This is a genomic window from Streptomyces sp. NPDC104814 (assembly GCF_055583185.1).
Window position 1 is genome coordinate 894,408 of record NZ_JBVJOL010000001.1, and the last position, 18,300, is coordinate 912,707.

19 protein-coding genes and 1 tRNA gene are annotated in these 18,300 nt (G+C 73.5%); 9 read left to right on the forward strand and 11 right to left on the reverse strand.

Annotation, left to right across the window (positions count from 1 at the left end):
* Positions 1–127: 127 nt before the first annotated feature.
* Together ACZ64A_RS03755 and ACZ64A_RS03760 are read right to left on the reverse strand one after the other, a co-directional pair.
* Entirely contained in the window at positions 128–1,033 is a 906-nt protein-coding gene (locus ACZ64A_RS03755) for a transketolase family protein (protein ID WP_469807987.1), read from the reverse strand.
* 37 nt (positions 1,034–1,070) lie between these two features.
* Positions 1,071–1,778 (reverse strand): transketolase, encoded by a 708-nt coding sequence (locus ACZ64A_RS03760; protein WP_469807989.1) that lies wholly within the window; start codon positions 1,776–1,778, stop codon positions 1,071–1,073.
* Positions 1,779–2,022: 244 nt separating this feature from the next.
* Here ACZ64A_RS03760 and ACZ64A_RS03765 point away from each other — a divergent pair.
* Positions 2,023–2,096, forward strand: a tRNA-Pro gene (locus tag ACZ64A_RS03765).
* A gap of 100 nt (positions 2,097–2,196) precedes the next feature.
* On the opposite strand, the gene ACZ64A_RS03770 is transcribed toward ACZ64A_RS03765, so the two are convergent.
* On the reverse strand, positions 2,197–3,294 hold the full coding sequence (locus ACZ64A_RS03770; RefSeq protein WP_469807990.1) for a glycosyltransferase family 2 protein: 1,098 nt from the start codon (positions 3,292–3,294) through the stop codon (positions 2,197–2,199).
* A gap of 146 nt (positions 3,295–3,440) precedes the next feature.
* Between ACZ64A_RS03770 and ACZ64A_RS03775 the strand changes: the two genes are divergently transcribed.
* The 4 genes from ACZ64A_RS03775 (at position 3,441) to ACZ64A_RS03790 (ending at position 6,417) form a co-directional block, all read left to right on the forward strand.
* Positions 3,441–4,112: a TetR/AcrR family transcriptional regulator gene (locus tag ACZ64A_RS03775; protein WP_469807992.1), complete on the forward strand. Its 672-nt coding sequence runs from the start codon at positions 3,441–3,443 to the stop codon at positions 4,110–4,112.
* Between the two features lie 301 nt (positions 4,113–4,413).
* A complete protein-coding gene (locus ACZ64A_RS03780) occupies positions 4,414–4,590 on the forward strand; it encodes a hypothetical protein (protein ID WP_469807993.1) in 177 nt (58 codons plus the stop codon).
* Between the two features lie 72 nt (positions 4,591–4,662).
* Positions 4,663–5,313, forward strand: coding sequence for a class E sortase (locus tag ACZ64A_RS03785; protein WP_469807995.1), 651 nt, complete (start codon positions 4,663–4,665; stop codon positions 5,311–5,313).
* 81 nt (positions 5,314–5,394) lie between these two features.
* Positions 5,395–6,417, forward strand: a complete 1,023-nt coding sequence (locus ACZ64A_RS03790; protein ID WP_469807996.1) for an XdhC family protein — start codon at positions 5,395–5,397, stop codon at positions 6,415–6,417.
* Positions 6,418–6,428: 11 nt separating this feature from the next.
* Here the strand turns inward: ACZ64A_RS03790 and ACZ64A_RS03795 are convergent, their stop codons facing one another.
* From ACZ64A_RS03795 to ACZ64A_RS03805, 3 genes are read right to left on the reverse strand one after another with little or no spacing between them, the layout of a single operon-like run.
* Positions 6,429–6,956, reverse strand: a complete 528-nt coding sequence (locus tag ACZ64A_RS03795; RefSeq protein ID WP_469807997.1) for an NUDIX hydrolase family protein — start codon at positions 6,954–6,956, stop codon at positions 6,429–6,431.
* Between the two features lie 24 nt (positions 6,957–6,980).
* Positions 6,981–8,102 (reverse strand): amidohydrolase family protein, encoded by a 1,122-nt coding sequence (locus tag ACZ64A_RS03800; protein ID WP_469809045.1) that lies wholly within the window; start codon positions 8,100–8,102, stop codon positions 6,981–6,983.
* A 2-nt stretch (positions 8,103–8,104) separates the two neighbouring features.
* Positions 8,105–9,508: a glutamine synthetase family protein gene (locus ACZ64A_RS03805; RefSeq protein WP_469807998.1), complete on the reverse strand. Its 1,404-nt coding sequence runs from the start codon at positions 9,506–9,508 to the stop codon at positions 8,105–8,107.
* A gap of 245 nt (positions 9,509–9,753) precedes the next feature.
* On the opposite strand from ACZ64A_RS03805, the gene ACZ64A_RS03810 reads away from it, so the two are divergent.
* On the forward strand, positions 9,754–10,617 hold the full coding sequence (locus tag ACZ64A_RS03810; RefSeq protein WP_469807999.1) for a Cof-type HAD-IIB family hydrolase: 864 nt from the start codon (positions 9,754–9,756) through the stop codon (positions 10,615–10,617).
* A gap of 4 nt (positions 10,618–10,621) precedes the next feature.
* On the opposite strand, the gene ACZ64A_RS03815 is transcribed toward ACZ64A_RS03810, so the two are convergent.
* The gene (locus tag ACZ64A_RS03815) at positions 10,622–11,242 is read right to left on the reverse strand and encodes a class I SAM-dependent methyltransferase (protein WP_469808001.1); all 621 of its coding nucleotides are present in this window, start codon (positions 11,240–11,242) and stop codon (positions 10,622–10,624) included.
* A gap of 206 nt (positions 11,243–11,448) precedes the next feature.
* On the opposite strand from ACZ64A_RS03815, the gene ACZ64A_RS03820 reads away from it, so the two are divergent.
* Positions 11,449–12,693, forward strand: a complete 1,245-nt coding sequence (locus ACZ64A_RS03820; RefSeq protein WP_469808003.1) for an amidohydrolase — start codon at positions 11,449–11,451, stop codon at positions 12,691–12,693.
* A 76-nt stretch (positions 12,694–12,769) separates the two neighbouring features.
* Here the strand turns inward: ACZ64A_RS03820 and ACZ64A_RS03825 are convergent, their stop codons facing one another.
* The 4 genes from ACZ64A_RS03825 to ACZ64A_RS03840 form a co-directional block, all read right to left on the reverse strand.
* Complete coding sequence (locus tag ACZ64A_RS03825) at positions 12,770–13,435, reverse strand: endonuclease (protein ID WP_469808004.1); 666 nt, start codon at positions 13,433–13,435, stop codon at positions 12,770–12,772.
* The gene (locus ACZ64A_RS03830; protein ID WP_469808006.1) at positions 13,432–13,764 is read right to left on the reverse strand and encodes a DUF3140 domain-containing protein; all 333 of its coding nucleotides are present in this window, start codon (positions 13,762–13,764) and stop codon (positions 13,432–13,434) included. Before ACZ64A_RS03830 ends, ACZ64A_RS03825 begins: the two co-directional genes overlap by 4 nt.
* A gap of 80 nt (positions 13,765–13,844) precedes the next feature.
* Entirely contained in the window at positions 13,845–14,324 is a 480-nt protein-coding gene (locus ACZ64A_RS03835) for a Dps family protein (protein ID WP_469808007.1), read from the reverse strand.
* 180 nt (positions 14,325–14,504) lie between these two features.
* Positions 14,505–15,329 carry an alpha/beta hydrolase gene (locus tag ACZ64A_RS03840; protein WP_469808009.1) on the reverse strand — a complete coding sequence of 275 codons (825 nt, stop codon included), beginning with the start codon at positions 15,327–15,329 and terminating at the stop codon, positions 14,505–14,507.
* A 135-nt stretch (positions 15,330–15,464) separates the two neighbouring features.
* On the opposite strand from ACZ64A_RS03840, the gene ACZ64A_RS03845 reads away from it, so the two are divergent.
* Both ACZ64A_RS03845 and ACZ64A_RS03850 read left to right on the forward strand, forming a co-directional pair.
* Entirely contained in the window at positions 15,465–16,652 is a 1,188-nt protein-coding gene (locus ACZ64A_RS03845; RefSeq protein WP_469808010.1) for a thiolase family protein, read from the forward strand.
* 118 nt (positions 16,653–16,770) lie between these two features.
* Entirely contained in the window at positions 16,771–18,282 is a 1,512-nt protein-coding gene (locus tag ACZ64A_RS03850; protein WP_469808012.1) for a long-chain-fatty-acid--CoA ligase, read from the forward strand.
* The last annotated feature ends 18 nt before the right edge of the window (positions 18,283–18,300 follow it).

Consider the following 18,300-nt stretch of genomic DNA (forward strand, 5'->3'; position numbering starts at 1 on the left):
GCCGGCACGGACGGAACCGGCTGCCCCCGCGCGCGCCGGTGCGGACGGAAGACGCCGGCTCACCCCGGGCCGGTGTGGACGGGCACGGCCGGCTCACCCCGGGCCGGTGTGGACGGGCACGGCCGGCTCACCCGGCCGAGCGCACGAACCCGGCGATCCGCTCCCGCAGCGAGGCGGCGTCCAAGCCGTGCGCGGCCACGTGCTCCTCGATGGTCCCGTAGCGCCGCAGCTCGCGCCGCCCCACGCCGAGGCCCAGCACCCGGTGCGGCAGGTCGGCCAGGGCGTCGTTCGCCGCGGCCGTCGAGGTGCCCGCCAGATACGGCTCGACCAGGACGACGTCCGGCCGGGCCGCGTCGGCCGCCCGGCGCAGGCCCGCCGTGTCGAAGGGCCGCACGGTCGTCGCGTACAGCACGGTCACGTCCAGACCCTCGGTCGCCTCCAGTACGGCGTCCAGCATCGGCCCCACGGCGACGACGACGCCCGCCCGGCCCTCCCGCACGGTCAGGAACCGCTCCCCGTCGACGGGCCGCCCCTGGGTGTTGGCCTGCACCGACAGCCGCACGTACACCTTGTCGTCGCCCGCCGCGACGGCGTGCCGCAGCAGGGTCTCGGCCTCGTCGGGATGGCCGGGAACGTGCACGGTCCAGCCGTCCAGGGTGTCGAGCAGTGCCACGTCCCCCGGCGCCATGTGGGTGAAGCCGCCCGCCGGCCAGTCGAAGGAGGCGGCCGCGCTGACCAGTACGGCACCGAGGCCCTGGTGGCCGAGGTCCAGTTTCACCTGCTCGAAGGGCCGCTCCACCAGAAAACTGGCGAAGGTGTGCAGCACCGGCCGCAGCCCGGTCAGGGCCAGCCCGGCGCCCGCGCCGACCAGCAGCTGCTCGCGGATGCCGACGTTGACCACCCGGTCCGGATGGCGGCGCGTCGCCTCGGCGAAACCGTCCTTGCCGATCTCGGCGAGCACGACGGCGACCCGGGGATCCTCGTCCAGCAGCCGGGTCAGCACAGGGGCGAACCGCTCGCGCATGGTCTCCATGAGAAAAACTCTTCCTTCGGGGTCGGAGGTACCGGGATCAGGCGTACTTCGGCTCGACACGGGCGACCACGACGTGCGGGCGACCCGGATGGGGTGCGGTGAACGCGGTGTACAGCGCGTCGTGGTCGCGACCGTCCACGGTCACCGCCGACCAGCCCGCCGCCTCGAAGCGGGCCGCGATCCCACCGGGTCGGGCGTGGCTGGCGGAAGCGTTGTCGATCACGACCGTGTGCAGCCGGTCGAGCCCCGCCGGCCCGGCGAACGCGATGGCCTCGTGGTTGCTGCCCTCGTCCAGTTCGGCGTCCCCGATCAGCACCCACACCGCCGGATCGGGCAGCCGCCGCGCGCGCAGCCCCAGCGCGGCGCCGACCGCGATCGGCAGCCCGTGCCCGAGCGAGCCGCTGCCGATCTCGGCGCCCGGCACGAGCATCCGGTCCGGGTGGTGCCCGAGCCGCGAGTCGTACGACCCGAAGCCGGTCAGCCACGCGACCGGCACGAACCCCTTCGCGGCCAGCACCGCGTAGTACGCCATCGGCCCGTGCCCCTTGGACAGCAGGAACCGGTCCCGCGCCGGGTCGTCGAGCCGGTCCGGTGCGACCCGCAGCACCCGGTCGTACAGAACCCACAGCGCGTCCAGCGTGGACGTGGCGGCCGGCCCGTGCTTCTCGTCGCCGGTCATCAGCCGCATGAGTGCGGGCAGGTCGGCGTAGCCGTACCCGCGCACCTCTTCCTCGGTGATCGTCATGCCGACGAGCGTGCAACCTCAAGCGGACTTGAGGTCAAGCCCCCCCCGGGTGGCACCCTGGTGGCACCCCGGAGGCCGCCCGGGAGGCCGCCTCGGCGGACGCGTCATCGGCTACGTCGTCGGCTCCGGCTTCCGCTTCGGCTCCCGTGGCGGCCCGCCGGAAAGGGGCGCGCGACCACCGACGCGAGTGCGGTATTGTTTCCCTGTCCGTACGGCCGGGGGAAACCCCAGGTCAGACGGGCAACGGGACGTGGCGCAGCTTGGTAGCGCACTTGACTGGGGGTCAAGGGGTCGCAGGTTCAAATCCTGTCGTCCCGACTTCGCGAAGTCGCGAGTCGGAGGCTGTTTCGGCGAGAAGCCGAAGCGGCCTCTCTTTGCTTTCCCGGGCAAACGATGGCCGCCCCGGCGACGCCCCCGCCTACCAGGTGCGTTCCCGGCGCAGCGCCGATTCCGCCAGGGCCCGGATGTGCACTCCCTGCAGGAACAGGTCGTAGAACCATTCGGGCAGGACCAGCATCGAGGTGGCCGCCACCTTCCATCCCCGGGCTTTCACGGTGATCGCGCGCTCGATGGCGTAGAACCCGGTGAGGGCCAGCCAGAACGGGGCGATGTGCAGGCCGGCTCCGGTGGTCAGGTACCACAGGACGGCTCCGACGTAGATGGCGGACACGGCCGTCCCCAGCAGGGCGACCAGCTGTCTGGCCCATCCCTCGCAGGTGTGGCGCGTGAGCCCGTAGTCGAACAGGTTCTCCAGCGCTCCCCGCTTCCAGCGCAGTCTCTGCCGGGCGAGGTCGCCCCAGGTCGGCATGACCTCCGTCGTCATGGTGGCGTGGGACGGGGCGACGACGCGCCACCCGCGGTGTTTGAGGGCGAGGGTGAGTTCGTTGTCCTCGGTCAGCACCTTCGTGTCGTAGACGCCGTCCCCGGCCGGCAGCCGTCCGTCGCGCCGCGCGGCCACGACGTCCCTCAGTGCCGCCACGCGGAACAGGCAGGCGGTGCCCGTCAGGCACAGCACCTTTCCCCGCTTGCGTGCGGTGTCCCGGGCGTACCGGACGTATTCGTTGCGCTGGAACGCGCCGCACAGTCCGCCGCCCTCGCGGCCGCGGAAATTGCCGCCCACGGCGCCGTAGCCCGCACGGAGTCCGGCGTGCGTCACCTCGATGAAGTGGGGATCGAGGTAGGTGTCGGCGTCCTGCACCAGCACCGCGTCGTCGTCGGCGAGGGTGGGCAGCAGCTCGCGCAGCGCCCCGTTGAGGTTGCCGGCCTTCTTGTGCCGGTTGCCGACCGAGTGCCGCACCTCCGCGCCCGCGCGCCGGCCGATGCGCTCCAGTTCGGCTGTCCTCCGCTGGTCCCGGTAGGGGTCGAGGGTGAGGATCACGCGGTCCGCGGGACGCGTCTGCCGGCTGAGCGCGTCCAGAACGCGCGGCAGCGAGTCGACTTCCTTGTAGGCCGGCACGACCACCACCACCTGGTGCGGGGCGCCATGGACCGTGCCGTGACCCTCGGTGCGAGACATGACGTCCGCCCTCCGTCGAGCAGAACCGGATGGGTTTCGAAATGTATGTTTACGGCGTATACGTACACTATGGAACGAGGGAGGTCCGCAGTCAACGCGAGGCACGATGCGAGGCACGGTGCGCCGAGGGGTCGTGGAGGTGCGGCATGGCGGCCACGGGACGCGGTGGCGGGTACGGCAGGCTGAGCCGGCACCGCATGCTGCTCGGCGCCCTCGAACTGGTGGACCGGGAGGGGCTCGCCGCGCTGAGCATGCGCCGTCTGGGTGCCGAGCTCGGTGTGGAGGCGATGGCGCTCTACCGGCACGCGGCGAGCAAGGACGAGCTCCTCGACGGGCTGATCGAGGAGCTGTACCGCGAACAGGAGGAACGCCGGGCCGCCGAGGGGCGGCCGGACGCGGCGGACGGGACGGAGCCCTGGCGGGCCGGTCTGCACCGCATCGCCCGGACGACGTACGAGATCTGCCGGGCCCACCCCCGGGCCGCGCCCCTGCTGACCACCCGGGTGCTGGAAGCGCCGCCGGCGCGCCGGCCGTCCGCCGTTCTCAGGGGGCACGCGGCGGTGCTCGCCCTGCTGCGGGAGGCCGGGCTCGACGAGCACCGCGTCCCCGGCGTCTTCCGCGCCTGCCTCACCTGGATCCACGGCTATCCGGCGGTGGACCTGTGCCTCATGGAGCCGCCGGAGGAACTGCCCGAACTCCGCGCCGCGACGACTGCCGAGCCGGCCGGACCGGCCGGGCTCGCCGCCGGCCTCGACGCGCTGCTCGACCGCCTCGTCGGGCCGGCCGGCCCGCCGGGCCAGAGCCATGACTCGGGCTGAAGGGGGGCGCCGTGAGGGCCGGAGCCGAAGCCGCTGCGGGTTGGACGCCGCTGTGGGTTGACGTCGGCGGCACACGGAGAGAAGGTTGTATGTATACGGCGTAAACAGGCGTCGATACGGCGTAAACAAGCGCCGTCACGGCGGGACCGAGTGTCGCCGGCACATCCCTTTCGAAAGCGCGCGTAAATCCACGGATCCGGGGGTCCTTCCGGCGTGCTTTTGCTTTCCCCGATCGTCCTGTCATTGGCGTGCAGCCGCCCGTCTGCGGTGTCGGACGCTGTGCGTATGGAAGGAGCACCTCATGGCGGATTACACAGGCGCAGGAACCGCGGCTTCCGCCGGCGTCGGTGCAGGCGTCCTGCCCGTCACCGGCGGGGTCGACAGCATCTGGTTCTGGGTCGTGATGTTCGTCCTCGTCTCGGCGGGCTTCGCCGTGCTGCGGCTGGTTCCGCGCCGAGCGCACGACGACGACACCTAGCGATCGCCGGCCCACCCCCCGAGGCGGGGCCGCCTGCCCGCGGCCCCGCCGCACACCCAGGGACGAGGCACCATGCGGACACTGATCCGTCTGTTCGGTATCGGTCTGATCCTCGCCGGGCTGCTGGTGGGGGGTCTCGCCCTGTACCAGAACCGGCAGCACGACCTCGCCTACGGCCGCGCCCAGCGCGACCTGCGCGCACAGCTCGCGCATCCCCCGGCCGGGCACGACGAGCCGGCCGTCGCCACCGGCACACCACGGACGCGGACGCAGCCGGATCCCCGGGACGGAACCGCGCTCGCGGTCCTGCGCATCCCGAGATTCGGCGCCGGGTACCACCCGGTGATCGTCGAGGGCGTCACCCAGAACGATCTCGCGGAGGGACCGGGACACTATCCGGGCTCCGCGATGCCTGGCGAGATGGGCAACTTCGCGGTCGCCGGTCACCGGACCGGCTGGGGCGAGCCCTTCCGGAGGCTCGACACGCTGGCGCGGGGCGACGCACTCGTCGTCGCGTGGCACGGGCGGACGTACACCTATCGGGTCACCGGCACGAGGACGGTGGAGCCGACCGACGTCGGTGTCGTCCTGCCGGTCCCCAACAGGCCCGGCGTCACGCCCGACCGGGCCCGCATCACCCTCACCACCTGCGCGGACCGCGACCCGCTGACCCGGGCCTACACGCACCGCCTCATCGTCTGGGGAGAACTGGACCGTCACTGACGCCCCCCGTCACCGGCGCTTCCTCCGCCGCGTTCGCCGCCCCGGTAACCTGGCCCGCGAGCCGACAGGGAGGGCCCGGTCATGCGTGAGCTTGCGGACACGGCGCGCCAGTGGATCGCGCAGGGGCGGCCCGGAGTGCTCGCCCGGCCGCTCAGCGAGCGGGGGTTCGGGCCCAAGCGGCCCGCCGACGCGCTGCTGATCGACGCGGACGGCCGCTGCCACGGCGCCCTGTACCGGGGCGCCTTCGACCGGCTCCTCGCCGGCGAGGCCGCCGCGCTCACCGCCGCCGGCCGCACCGCCCGGGTGTGCACGGTGTCCGTCCACGCCGACGAGGTCCATCAGGCGCGGCTGACCTGCGGCGGCCAGGCCGAGATCCTGCTCCAGCCGCTGTCCGCCCTGCCCGCCCGCTGGTGGGACCTGCTCGCCGACGGCGCCGACGCCGCGCTGCTCACCCACCTCGACGCGTCCCGCCACGAGGCCGTCAGCCGCGTGGTTCCCGCCGACGCGCAAGCCGACACCGCCGCCCCGCCCGCCGACGCGGCCCTCTCACCCGCCGCTGCGGACGCCGATGCCGCCGGCTCACCCGTCGGTTCCGACGCCGCCGCGCAGGCCCGCGCACTGTTGCGCCGGCACCGGGCCGGCCGCGAGGCGCTGCCGGACGGCGACGGCGTCGTCCTGGTCGAGACCTGCCCGGCCGTCGTGCACCTGGTGATCGTCGGCGCGGGCGAACTGGCCGAGCTGCTCCAGGCGCAGGCCCGGCTGCTGGACTGGGACGCCACCGTCACCGAGGACCTGGAGCGGGCCCGCGCACTGCTGGCCGCACGCCCGGCCGCCGCCTGCCTGGTCGTCCTCAGTCACGAGCCCGACGTCGACGTGCCCGTGCTGCACACCGCGCTGACCTCGGGTGTCCCGTACGTCGGCGCGCTCGGCTCCCGGCACACCCAGGAGCGGCGCACCGCCGCCCTGCTGGACGCGGGCGTGACCGAGGAGCGGCTGAGCGCCGTTCACGGCCCGATCGGCCTCGACCTCGGCGCGCGCACCCCGGCCGAGACGGCCCTGGCGATCTGCGCCGAGGTCCTCGCGAGTCTCGCGGAGAAGACCTGAGGGACCCGGTGTCAGTGCGGCAGGCCCAGATGCGCAAGGGCCTGGCGGAGCAGGAAGCCATGACCGCCCGGCATCTCGCTCTGCACGCCCGGTGAGGCCGCCTCGTGCGGGTCGAACCAGACCAGGTCCAGGGCGTCCTGACGCGGCCGGCAGTCCCCGGTCACCGGCACGATGTAGGCGAGCGACACCGCGTGCTGGCGCGGGTCGTGGTACGGCGAGACGCCCTGCGTGGGGAAGTACTCGGCCACGGTGAAGGGCTGCAGAGAGGCCGGGATGCGGGGCAGGGCCACCGGCCCGAGGTCCTTCTCCAGGTGCCGCAGCAGGGCGTCGCGGACCCGCTCGTGGTGCAGGACCCGGCCGGAGACCAGTGTCCGGCTGACCGTTCCGTCCGGCCCGATGCGCAGCAGCAGGCCGATGCTGGTGACTTCGCCGCTGTCGTCGACCCGGACGGGGACGGCCTCCACGTACAGGATCGGCATGCGCGCCCGCGCCTGCTCCAGCTCGTCGGAGGAGAGCCAACCGGGCGTGGTTTCGGTCATGTCAGACATTGTTTGATCATACTTTCAGGAGGGACCGGAAAGGCGGTAGACCTGGCGGGCGTTGTGTGCTCCCGCCCACTCGGCGATACGCAGCGCGTCCGGCAGACCCATCTCGTCGGCGGCCACCCGCGCCTCCAGCAGCTCGGCCAGCCCCCGCCGGAAGGCCAGCGCCCCGAGCGTGTAGAACTCGGCCACACCGCAGGCGTCGGAGCTGTACAGCAGCTTGTGGAACGGCGTGATCTCCAGGGCCTCGGCCAGCACCGCACGCGCACGGGCCGGGCCGACATGGTGCAGGGTGAGGCCGACGTCCAGGTGGACCTGCTCGAACACCGCGGCCAGATACGCGGCCTGCCGCTGGTACGGCCAGCAGTGCAGCAGCAGGACGGGGATCGTGCCGGCGGTCAGATGCAGCCAGTCCGTCAGCAGCGCCGGATCCGAGCGGTGCAGCCGCAGATCGTTGTCGCCGAAGCCGACGTGCAACTGGAGCGGCAGCCCCAGGTCGACGGCCGTCCACAGCAGGTGCCGTACCAGCACCGGGTCGGCGAGCCGGCCGCCGTGCGCCCGCCAGGCCGCGGCCGCCGCGGTGACCTCCGCGTCCGTGGGGCGGGCCGGGTCCAGCGCGAAACCGGTGCGGTAGGCCGCGACCGACTTCACCGCCACCACGCCCGGCCGCCGTACGGCCTCCTGGGCGGCCGCACGGAACGCGCCGGCGTACGCGTCCGCCTCGACCCCGCGCGCGGCCACCGCCTCGGCGACCGATTCCAGCCGTACCACCTCGTACGCCACCGCCGTTCCGGCCGCCTCGGCGGGGCCGACGGATCCGGGTGGCGCGAAACCGGTGTCGACGCAGTACACCTCCGTGTGCGCGGCGGCGAGGAAGCGCCGGTTCACCTCCCGCACGCCCAGCTCGGCCCGGCGCGCCAGATACTCCTCGGGCGGGGCGTGCCGCTCCAGATCGAGCAGGGGAGCGCAGTACCGGCGTACGGCGAGGCCGACGGGTGTGTCGAAGGACGACGTCCCCGGCCAGCGGTCGCCCTCGGTGAGCAGCGCCTCGAAGCCGGCCCGGTCCAGGTCGGCCGCGACGACGCCGTGGCAGTGGTGGTCCACCAGCGGCAGCGCGGCGAGCGCGTCGGCGACGGCGCCCATGGTCAGTACCGCCACCGATAGGCAGCGGCGACCTGCGCGTCGTCCAGTCCGGCGACGGCGGCGACCTCTCCTTCGCGTACGGCGACGACCGCGTCCGCGAGGACCGGGCCGAGCGCGTCGCGCAGCACCGGGTCCGCGCGGAACCGGTCCACCGCTTCCGTCAGGGACACCGGCAGCCGGTGCACGTCCCGCTTCGCGGCCTCTTCGGCGGGCAGCGACGCCGGGTCCCCGGTGACCTCGTCGGGCAGCACGGCGCCCGACGCCAGGCCGTCCAGCCCGGCGGCGAGCAGACAGCCCAGGGCGAGATAGGGGTTGGCGGCCAGGTCGACGGGCTTGACCTCGACGTTCGCGTCCGACGCGCGGCGGCCGGCCATGCCGGCGACCATCCGCAGGGCGCACTCGCGGGTCTCCAGGCCCCAGGCGGTGTACACCCCCGCCCACTGGGACGGTTTCAGCCGCAGATAGCTCGCGGGGCTCGGCGCGGTCACCGCCGTCAGACCGGGAAGATGGGCGAGGAGGCCCGCCGCGAAGGACTCGCCGTCGGCCGTCATCGCGTACCGGCCCTCGCCGCCCGTGTGCAGATTCGTCCCGGCCCGCCAGGCGGAGAGGTGGACGTGTCCGCCGTTGCCGACGCCCTCGGCGAGCACGGCGGGCGCGAACGACACCCGCAGCCCGTGCCGCCGGGCCACCGCGCGGATCGTGTGCCGCACCAGCAGGCTGCGGTCGGCCGCCGCGACCGGGTCCAGGGCGCCGACGGAGATCTCGAACTGCCCGGCGGCGTACTCGGGGTGCAGCTGGTCGACGTCCACTCCCTGCGCGTGACAGGCGGCCAGCAGATCGGCGAGGTAGTCGCCCAGTTCCACCTGCCGCTCGGCGCCGTAGGCGGGACCGGTGGCGGCGGGCGCGAACTCCCCGTCCGGCGCCGACGCCAGGCCCACCGACCACTCGATCTCGATCGCGGCGCGGAAGGACAGCCCGTGTGTGCGGGCCGCGTCCGCGGTGATGCGGCGCAGGAAGGTCCGGCTGCACCCGGGATGCGGCGCGCCGTCCTGGGTGATCCGGTCGACGGGCGCCCATGCCCATCCGGGCTGCCCGGCCAGCACCGTGATCCGGTCCAGGTCGGGGAAGAGGCGCAGATCGCCGTCGGGGGAGCCGAGCACATCGGTGGTGGCGATGCCGTCACCGGCCAGGAAGGTGTCGAACACCGGGGACATCCCGACGCCCCACGCCGCCGCCGAGGCGAGCTTCGCGGCCGGAACGGTCTTGATCCGCGTGACACCGGCGGTGTCGACATACGCCAGCACCACCCCGTGCACGCCCCGCCCGGACAGCTCACCGGCCAGCGCGGTGGCCCGTTCGACGTCGCCCGGGCGTCCGCCGGGGACGGGATCGGCAAGCGTGGTCATCGCATCCTCCTCGTCGCACCGGACGTCGCCGCCTCATTGTGCCGCCCGGTGATCACGCTGTCCCCCGGATCCGCACAAGGGAACCGGGACGAGGGAGTCGGGACGAGGGAACCGGGACGTGGGATCGGGCCGGGCACTGGGTCCGGGGAATCGGGACAAGGGCGCGAGGGTCCGGGGAATCGGGACAAGGGGCGCGAGGGCACCTCCCGTAGGGTGGAAAGGACGCCCCCGATCGAGAGCAGGACATGCCCTACAGCAGCGCGCCCCTGGTCAGCACCCCCGAGCCCCGCTCCGGTGACACCCCCGCCGACATCCGGCTGATCGTCACCGACATGGACGGCACGCTCCTGGACGACGACAAGCAGGTCCCGCCCGGCCTGTGGCGCACGCTGGAGCAGCTGCGCGAGCGGGGCGTGCTGTTCAGCCCGGCCAGCGGACGCCAGTACGCCACGCTCGCCAGGCAGTTCGCGGACGTCGCCGAGGGCATGGTGTTCATCGCCGAGAACGGCACCTACGTGGTGCGCGACGGCGTCGAACTGAGCTCGGACCCGCTCCAGCGGGAGGCCGCCGTCCGCATCGTCGGCGCGGCCCGCCGTCTCGCCGCCGCCGGCGTCGACGCCGGCGTCGTGCTGTGCGGCAAACGGGCCGCGTACGTCGAGCGCACCGACGAGGCGTTCCTGGCCGAGGTGCGCAAGTACTACGCCGAGCACCGTGTCGTGCCGGACGTCACCGCCGTCGACGACGACTTCATCAAGGTCGCCGTGTACGACTTCGGCTCCGCCGAGCGCGGCGCCGCCCCCGGCCTGGCGCAGTTCGCCGGCACCCACCGCGTCGTCGTCTCCGGCGAGCACTGGGTGGACGTGATGAACCGCACCGCCGACAAGGGCGCCGCCGTCCGCCGGCTGCAGCGTGAGCTGGGCATCACCCCGGCCCAGACCATGGCGTTCGGCGACTACCTCAACGACCTGGAGATGCTGGACGCCGCCGAGTGGTCCTTCGCGATGACCGGCGCCCACCCGGACGTCGTCCGCCGCGCCCGGCACCTGGCCCCCTCGAACAACGACGACGGCGTCCTGCGCACCATCGCCCGCGTTCTGCGGCTGCCGTAGCCGCTCAGCCGGCCACCCGGCCGACCAGCACGAACTCGTTGTAGGGGAAGACCCGGCCGATGGCCCGGGGGAAGGGGAAGGAGTAGGTCCGCGCGACGGAGATGCCCGCCTGCCTCGCGTGCCGGTCCAGCTCCTTGAAGCCGACGAAGCGCACATGCGTGGCGTCGGTCTTGAACCCGGCCTCCTGCGGCGTGATGAGCACGACCGACCCGCCCGGCTTGACCAGCGGAAGGTACTGCTCCAGCACGCTCTGGGCGAGTTCCTCGTCCATGTGCTCCAGGACGTGCGCGCACAGCAGGCTGTCGAACGAGCCGGGACCGCACCCGGGTGTCGCGGCCAGCTCCTCCGGCGTGTACGCGGTCAGCCCCCGCTCACGGCACACGGCCACGGAGTGGGCGTTGTGGTCGACTCCGACGCTGTCGGGTCCGCAGTTCAGCAGGTTGCGGCCGAGCCCGCAGCCCACGTCGAGAACCCGGCCGAGGCGCAGACGCCGCAGATTCCAGCGGTACGGGGCCTGGGTCGGCAGCAGCCGTCGGACGCCGGCCGTCTCCAGCCGGGCGAGCCGCTGGGTGTAACCGGAGGATGCTGTTGCTGAGCCAAGAGCTTCGTCCTGGACTCCGGACATCGGTGACCGCCGTCCTTTCGGGTTCGCGCAGGTGATCTCTGCCACAACCTATGACGCAGAGCCCGCTCCCGCACGGAACTGAATCGGCCATTTTCATATTTTCACCTCGCGGTCACTTGCGGAACCGCCCGCAGAGCGCTGGGGACTGGAGCCGGCCGGGCCCGTCGGCCGAGAATCGCCGCAGTCGATCACAAGGAGGCAGCAGCATGACCGATCCGTCCGCGGTGGCCCGACTGACGCGTGAGGTGACCGACGCGGTGAAGGCCGCGGAGCTCGAGGACTTCTACCGCGACCTGCACCGCCATCCCGAGCTCGCCTTCCAGGAGCACCGCACCGCGGACCGGCTCGCCGCACGGCTGCGCGCGGCCGGATACGCGGTGACCGAGGGCGTCGCCCGCACCGGTGTGGTGGGGGTGCTGGCCAACGGCGACGGGCCGGTGGTGTGGCTGCGCGGCGACATGGACGCGCTGCCGGTGCGGGAGGCGACCGGGCTGCCCTACGCCTCGACCGCGGACGGGGTGATGCACGCCTGCGGTCACGATCTGCACGTCACCTGGCTGGCCGGGGCCGCCGAGGCCCTCGCGGCGGCCCGCGCCACCTGGTCCGGCACGCTCGTCGTGATCGGCCAGCCAGCCGAGGAGAGCGGCGGGGGAGCGGGCGCGATGGTCGCGGACGGACTGCACGAACGCTTCCCGCGCCCCGACGTGCTGTTCGGCCAGCACGTCGCCCCGGGCCCGGCCGGGTTCTACCCGCACACCCCCGGCCTCACCATGTCCGCCGCGGACGACATCGACGTCGTCGTGCACGGCGTCGGCGGCCACGGCTCACGCCCCGAGTCCACCGTCGATCCGGTCGTGACGGCGGCGTACATCGTCACCCGGCTGCAGAGTGTGGTCTCCCGTGAGGTGGCGGCGAAGGAGTCGGCGGTGCTGACCGTGGGCCGCTTCCACGCCGGCACCAAGCACAACATCATTCCCGACGAGGCCCGGCTCGCCCTGAACCTGCGCACCCAGAACACCGCCGTACGCGAACGCGTCCTCACGGCGGTCCGGCGGATCGTGGAGGGCGAGTGCGCGGCGGCCGGCTGCCCGATCCCGCCCGAGGTGAGCGTGCACCAGGGCTACCCGAACACCGTCAACGACGCCGCCCTGGACGGCGAGATCGCCGCGGTGCACCGCGCCCTGTTCGGCGAGCACACCGTCTTCGACTTCGGCCCGGCCATGGGCAGCGAGGACTTCTCCCTGCTGGCACCCGAGAGCGTGCCGTACGACTACTGGTACGTCACCTCGACACCGGCCCCGGTGTGGGAGGCGGCCCCGGGCGTGGAACTCGCCGAGAAGTTCGCCAACGTCCCCGGCAACCACAGCCCCCTGTTCGCCCCCGACCCGGCGGTCCTGTTGCCGGGCGTCCAGACCCTGGTCGCGGCGGCCCTCACCCGCCTGGCGGCCTGACCGGCACCCGCGAGCGGCGGCCGGAGGCCACGGTCGGCACCGGCCGCCGCAGGCAGGCGAGGGGCGGGGAAGGGGGTCAGTCTCCCTGAACCCGCCGCCGTACGTCCTCCACGACCGCCTTGTCCAGCGCGGCCCGTACCAGTGCCGCGGCCAGCACCGCCGTCTCCGTATCCCCGGCGAGCCGCACCAGCTCACCGGGATCCTCCGGCAGCCCGAGCCGCGCGGCGCCGTGCAGCGCCTTGCCGTCCACCAGCGGCCCGGCCTCCTCCCACACCCGCTGCACCTCCCGCAGGAAGATGTCCGCACCGGCCGGCCCCACCCCCGGGACCTCCTGCAACAGCCGGCGCAGCTCGTCCCTGTCGCCGCCCGCCTCCTCGCGCAGTCGCCGCAGGTCCCCCCGCCACCGCGAGACGACCAGTTCGGCCCCGTCGCCCAGCATGGTCGCCGTGCGCTCGTCGTAGCGCCGGTAGCCGCCCCGCCCCAGCGCGTCGACCCGCTGCTGCCAGTCCGCCTCGGCCATCCGGCGCGGATCGCGCAACCCGGCCGCGTCCAGCTCGCGCGCGGCCGCGACCGCCACCGAGGCCCGGATGCGGGCGCTGAGCAGCACGGACAGCACCAGCAGCCGGTACAGCGGCTGCGGGGTGTCCCGCAGCCGGATACCGGCCTGCTCGGCGTAGGTGCGGCCCTGGGCGCGCACCAGCTCCCGCAGCAGCTCCCGCTGCGCGCGCCGGTCGTCGCTCATGGTTTCAGCGGGTCGTGACCGATCGTCATCAGCCGGTGCCGGCGGCGGGTGTCCGCGGCCTCCGGCTCGTTCTCGACGTCGGCCTCCTCGTCCACGGTCTCGACGACCTTCCGCATCACCCGCAGATCGTCCTGGGTCAAGTCGGTGCGCCGCTTCTGCAGGATGGCCAGCACGTGCTGCCCGGTCGGGCTCCCCGCCTCCTCCGGCAGGGGCTCGGTGTCCTCGGCGGCGTCGCGCACCTTCAGCCAGGCGGCCAGTTCGGCGGAGGTCATGTTCACCGCGCGGTGGAAGTCCTCCCACAGCGCGTCGAGTTCGAGGGCGTCGGTCATCGGCTGCCCCTTTCGTTGCGTCGCACGTCGTACGGGGTTCGGTCGTACGGGGTTCGGTGGTACGGGGTTCGCACGCCCGGTCAGTCCCGCGGGAAGTTCTCCGCCTCGAACATCCACCGCTGCTTCTCCAGTTCGGCGGTGATGCCGATGAGCAGGTCCTGGGTGACCGGGTCGGGCTTGTCGGTGGCCTCGATCCGGGTCCGCAGCCGGGTGACGGCCTCCTCCAGGGACCGCACCATCAGCCCCACGACCTCCGTGTCGCGCAGCCAGCCCTCCTTCGCGCCGGGCAGCCCGTAGGCGGCGGCGACGGTCTCGGGGCGGCCGTCCGGTGTCACGCCCAGTGCCGCGGCACGCTCCGCCACGGTGTCGGCGAAATCGCGGGCGGCCGTGACCACCTCGTCCAGCTGAAGGTGGATCGAGCGGAACCGCGGCCCCACCACGTTCCAGTGCGCCTGCTTGGCCACCAGTGACAGGCCGAGCAGGTCCACGAGGGTCTCCTGCAGGGCCTGGCCGGTGATCCGGCGGGCGTCCTCGGGCAGCGTGCTCTTCACCACGGTCATGCGCGCTTCTCCTCCTCACGTCGTTCTCTCGAGAGCGCGGAGCGGCCCGGCGCACACGTTCCCGCGAGTCCGGTCCCGTCGGCGGCGTGCCGCGGCCACCCCATGGGCGCGCGGGTGCCCGTGCCCCGGGAGGGCAAACCGCGGCCCGGGCGGTGCGTCCGGGATGCGGTCCGGGCCGTCTCAGGACGTGAGCACCCGGTCCACGAACCCGGTGACCTCGGCGAACACCTCGTCCTTGTCGGTCTCGTGGAACACCTCGTGCCGCGCACCGCCGTAGATCCGCTCGGCCGGCCCGCCGTTCCCGGCGAGCCGTTCGACGCCGATCCGGCTGCCCGGCAGCGGGACGAGCCGGTCGTCGTCGCCGTGCAGCCACAGCACCGGCAGCCGGCCCACGTCACCGCCCTCCGCCACGGTCTGCAGCGTGCGCACGAACGCCTCGAGCGTCGGCCGCTTCATCGGCCCGTGCCACACCAGCGGGTCCGCCGCGTACGCCGCCCCCACGGCCGGATCGCGGGACAGCGCGGCCGGGCTGACCGGCACGTCCGGGATCTCGCCGTGCCGCTCGGCGTGCGCGAGCAGCCGCTCGGGTGTCTCCCACGCGCCGATCACCGGCCCGGACAGCACCAGCGCGACCAGGTCGTCACCGTACCGCTGGGCGTAGCGCGCGGCGATCAGGCCGCCCATGGAGTGGCCGATCAGCGCCACCGGCAGTCCGGGGTGCGCGGCCCGCGCCAGCCGGGCCACCGTGTGCACGTCGGTGACGACGTCCTCGAAGTCCTCGATCACCGCCCGCTCGCCCGCCGACCGTCCGTGCCCGGTGTGATCCGGTCCGTACACCGCCGCGCCGTGCTCCAGCAGGACGTCCGCGAGGCCCCCGTAGCGGCCGATGTGCTCGCCGTAGCCGTGCACGACGAGGGCGAGGTACCGGGCGTGCGGGTTCGGCCACTCGCGGGCGACGATGGTGCCGCGGGTTCCGGTCAGGACGTGCTCGCGGGACTCGGCCATGTGTCCTCCGCCGGGTGGGTGCAGCTGGCAAGGGGGGATCTTCCCAGGGGGCGGTCCCGCGGTCTATAGTCCAAAACTAGCAGTGCTAATTAAGAGCTCGCTGGTCCACAGCGCCGTCGGTCAGGAGTCCTTCCGTTGCGTCCCGTCCACTTCGCGGCCGCCCGCCGCACCCCCATCGGCAAGCTGCGCGGCGCGCTGTCCTCCGTCCGCCCCGACGACCTCGCCGCCGCGGTGATCCGCGGCCTGATCGCCGACGTGCCGGCGCTCGACCCCGCGCGGATCGACGACGTCTACTGGGGCGCCGCCAACCAGGCCGGTGAGGACAACCGCAACGTCGCCCGCATGGCCGCCCTGCTCGCCGGCCTGCCCGAGAGCGTCCCCGGCGCCACGGTCAACCGGCTGTGCGCCTCCGGCCTCGAAGCGGTCACCACCGCCGCCCGCACGATCGCCGCGGGCGAGGCCGAGCTCGTCATCGCGGGCGGCTCGGAGTCGATGAGCCGCGCGCCCTTCGTTCTGCCCCGCCCCGACGAGGCCCTGCCGCACCGCATCGAGACCCACGACACCCGGCTCGGCTGGCGGCTGGTGAACCCGGCGATGAAGGACCTGCACGGCCTGCTCGCCATGGGCGAGACCGCCGAGGAGGTCGCCGCACGGTACGGCATCAGCCGGGAACGGCAGGACGAGTTCGCGCTGCGCAGCCACCAACGCGCCGCCGAGGCACGCAAAATGGGCCACTTCCACGACGAGATCCTGCCCGTCGAGCGTCCGGACGGCACGGTCGTCGACACCGACGAGTGCGTCCGCGAGGACACCTCCTACGACAAGCTCGCGCGCCTCAAGCCCGTCTTCCGCTCCGGCGGCACGGTCACCGCGGGCAACGCCTCCCCGATGAACGACGGCGCGGCCGGGCTGATCCTGGCCAGCGAGGAGGCGCTGAACGAGCTGGGGCTCGAATCCATGGGCCAGTACGTCGCCGGAGGCTCCGCGGGCGTCCACCCCGACGTCATGGGCATCGGCCCGGTCCCGGCCACCCGCAAGGTGCTCGCCCGGGCCGGCTGGAGCATCGGCGACGTGCAGGAGGCCGAGTTCAACGAGGCGTTCGCCGCCCAGGCCCTCGCATGCGTCGACCAGCTCGGCATCGACCCCGACCTGGTCAACGCGAGCGGTGGCGCCATCGCGCTGGGCCACCCGCTCGGCTGCTCCGGCGCCCGCATCCTGACCACCCTGCTGCACCGCATGCGCCGCACGGGCGCCGAGCGCGGCCTCGCCACGATGTGCGTGGGCGTGGGCCAGGGCAGCGCGGTGCTGGTCGAACGGCACTGAGCCGAGCGCAACGGGACCGGTGCCGGCCGAGCGGCACCGAGCCCTGCGCAGCAGGACCACGAGGACTCCCCGCACGGGATCCGGTAACAAGAGCCGCAAGGAATCGGAGCGACACTCCATGGCAACCCTCTCCCTGGCCGTCATCCTCGCCGAGAACGCCCGGCGCCGTCCGGAGAAGACCGCCCTGATCGAGGGCGAGCGGCGGCTGACCTTCGCCGAGGTGTGGCGGCAGGCGCTGGCGCAGGCCGGCGCGCTGACCGGGCTGGGCGTGGCGCCGGGGGACCGCGTCGCCCTGATGGCACCCAACACCGCCGAGTTCCCGCTCGCCTACTACGCCGTCGCCGCGTCCGGCGGGGTCGTCGTCCCCGTGCACCTGCTGCTGTCCGCACCCGAGGTCGAGCACGTCCTGCGCGACAGCGGCGCCACGCTGCTGCTGGTCCACCCCGCGCAGGCGGACACCGGGCGCGCCGCCGCCGAGGCCACCGGCGTGCGGGTCGTCACCCTCGGCGAGGAGTTCGCCACCCTGGCGGCGAACGCCGAACCGCTTACGTCGTACGTCACCCGGGACGCCGACGACCCGGCCGTCGTCTTCTACACCAGCGGCACCACCGGTGTGCCCAAGGGCGCCGTGCTCAGCCACTTCAACCTGGTGATGAACGCGACCGTCAACGCCTTCGACGCCAACGACATCCGCCCCGACGACACCGCGCTCGGCGCGCTGCCGCTCTTCCACGCCTTCGGGCAGACGGTGTCCATGAACTCCACCTGGCGGGCGGGCGCCACCCTCGTCCTGCTGCCCCGCTTCGACGCGGCACGCGCGATCGAGCTGATGGTGGCGGAGAAGGTGAACACCTTCCACGGCGTGCCCACCATGTTCGTCTCGCTCGCCGCCGCGGCAGCCGGCGCGCCGGCCCTGCCCGAGCTGCGGGTGTGCATCTCCGGCGGCGCCTCGCTGCCGGTCGCGGTGCTGGAGCGCTTCGAGGCGGCGTTCGGTGCGCGCATCTACGAGGGGTACGGGCTGTCGGAGACCTCGCCGACGGCGACGGTCAACCAGCCCTGGTTCGGCACCCGGGCGGGCACCATCGGGCACCCCCTGTGGGGCGTCGACGTGGAGATCGCCCGCGCCGAGGTCGAGGGCCGCATCGAACTGCTGCCGCCCGGTGAGCTGGGCGAGGTCGTCATCCGCGGTCACAACGTCTTCTCCGGCTACCTCGGCCGCCCCGAGGCGACCGCGGAGGCCGTGGTCGACGGCTGGTTCCGCACCGGCGACCTCGGCACCAAGGACGAGGACGGCTTCCTGAGGATCGTCGACCGCAAGAAGGACGTCATCATCCGCGGCGGCTACAACGTCTACCCGCGCGAGGTCGAGGAGGTCCTGATGCGCCACCCCGGCATCGCCCAGGTCGCCGTGATCGGCCTGCCGGACGACCTGCACGGCGAGGAGGTGTGTGCGGTCGTCGTCCCGGCGCCCGGCACCGCCCCGGACGCCGCCGCGCTCACCTCGTGGTCCAAGGAGCACCTGGGCCGGCACAAGTACCCGCGGCGGGTGGAGTTCGCCGACGCGCTGCCGCTGGGCCCGAGCATGAAGGTGCTCAAGCGGGAGCTGCGCACGCAGTACGCCGGGGGCTGAGGCCCGCCGGTGCGGCCG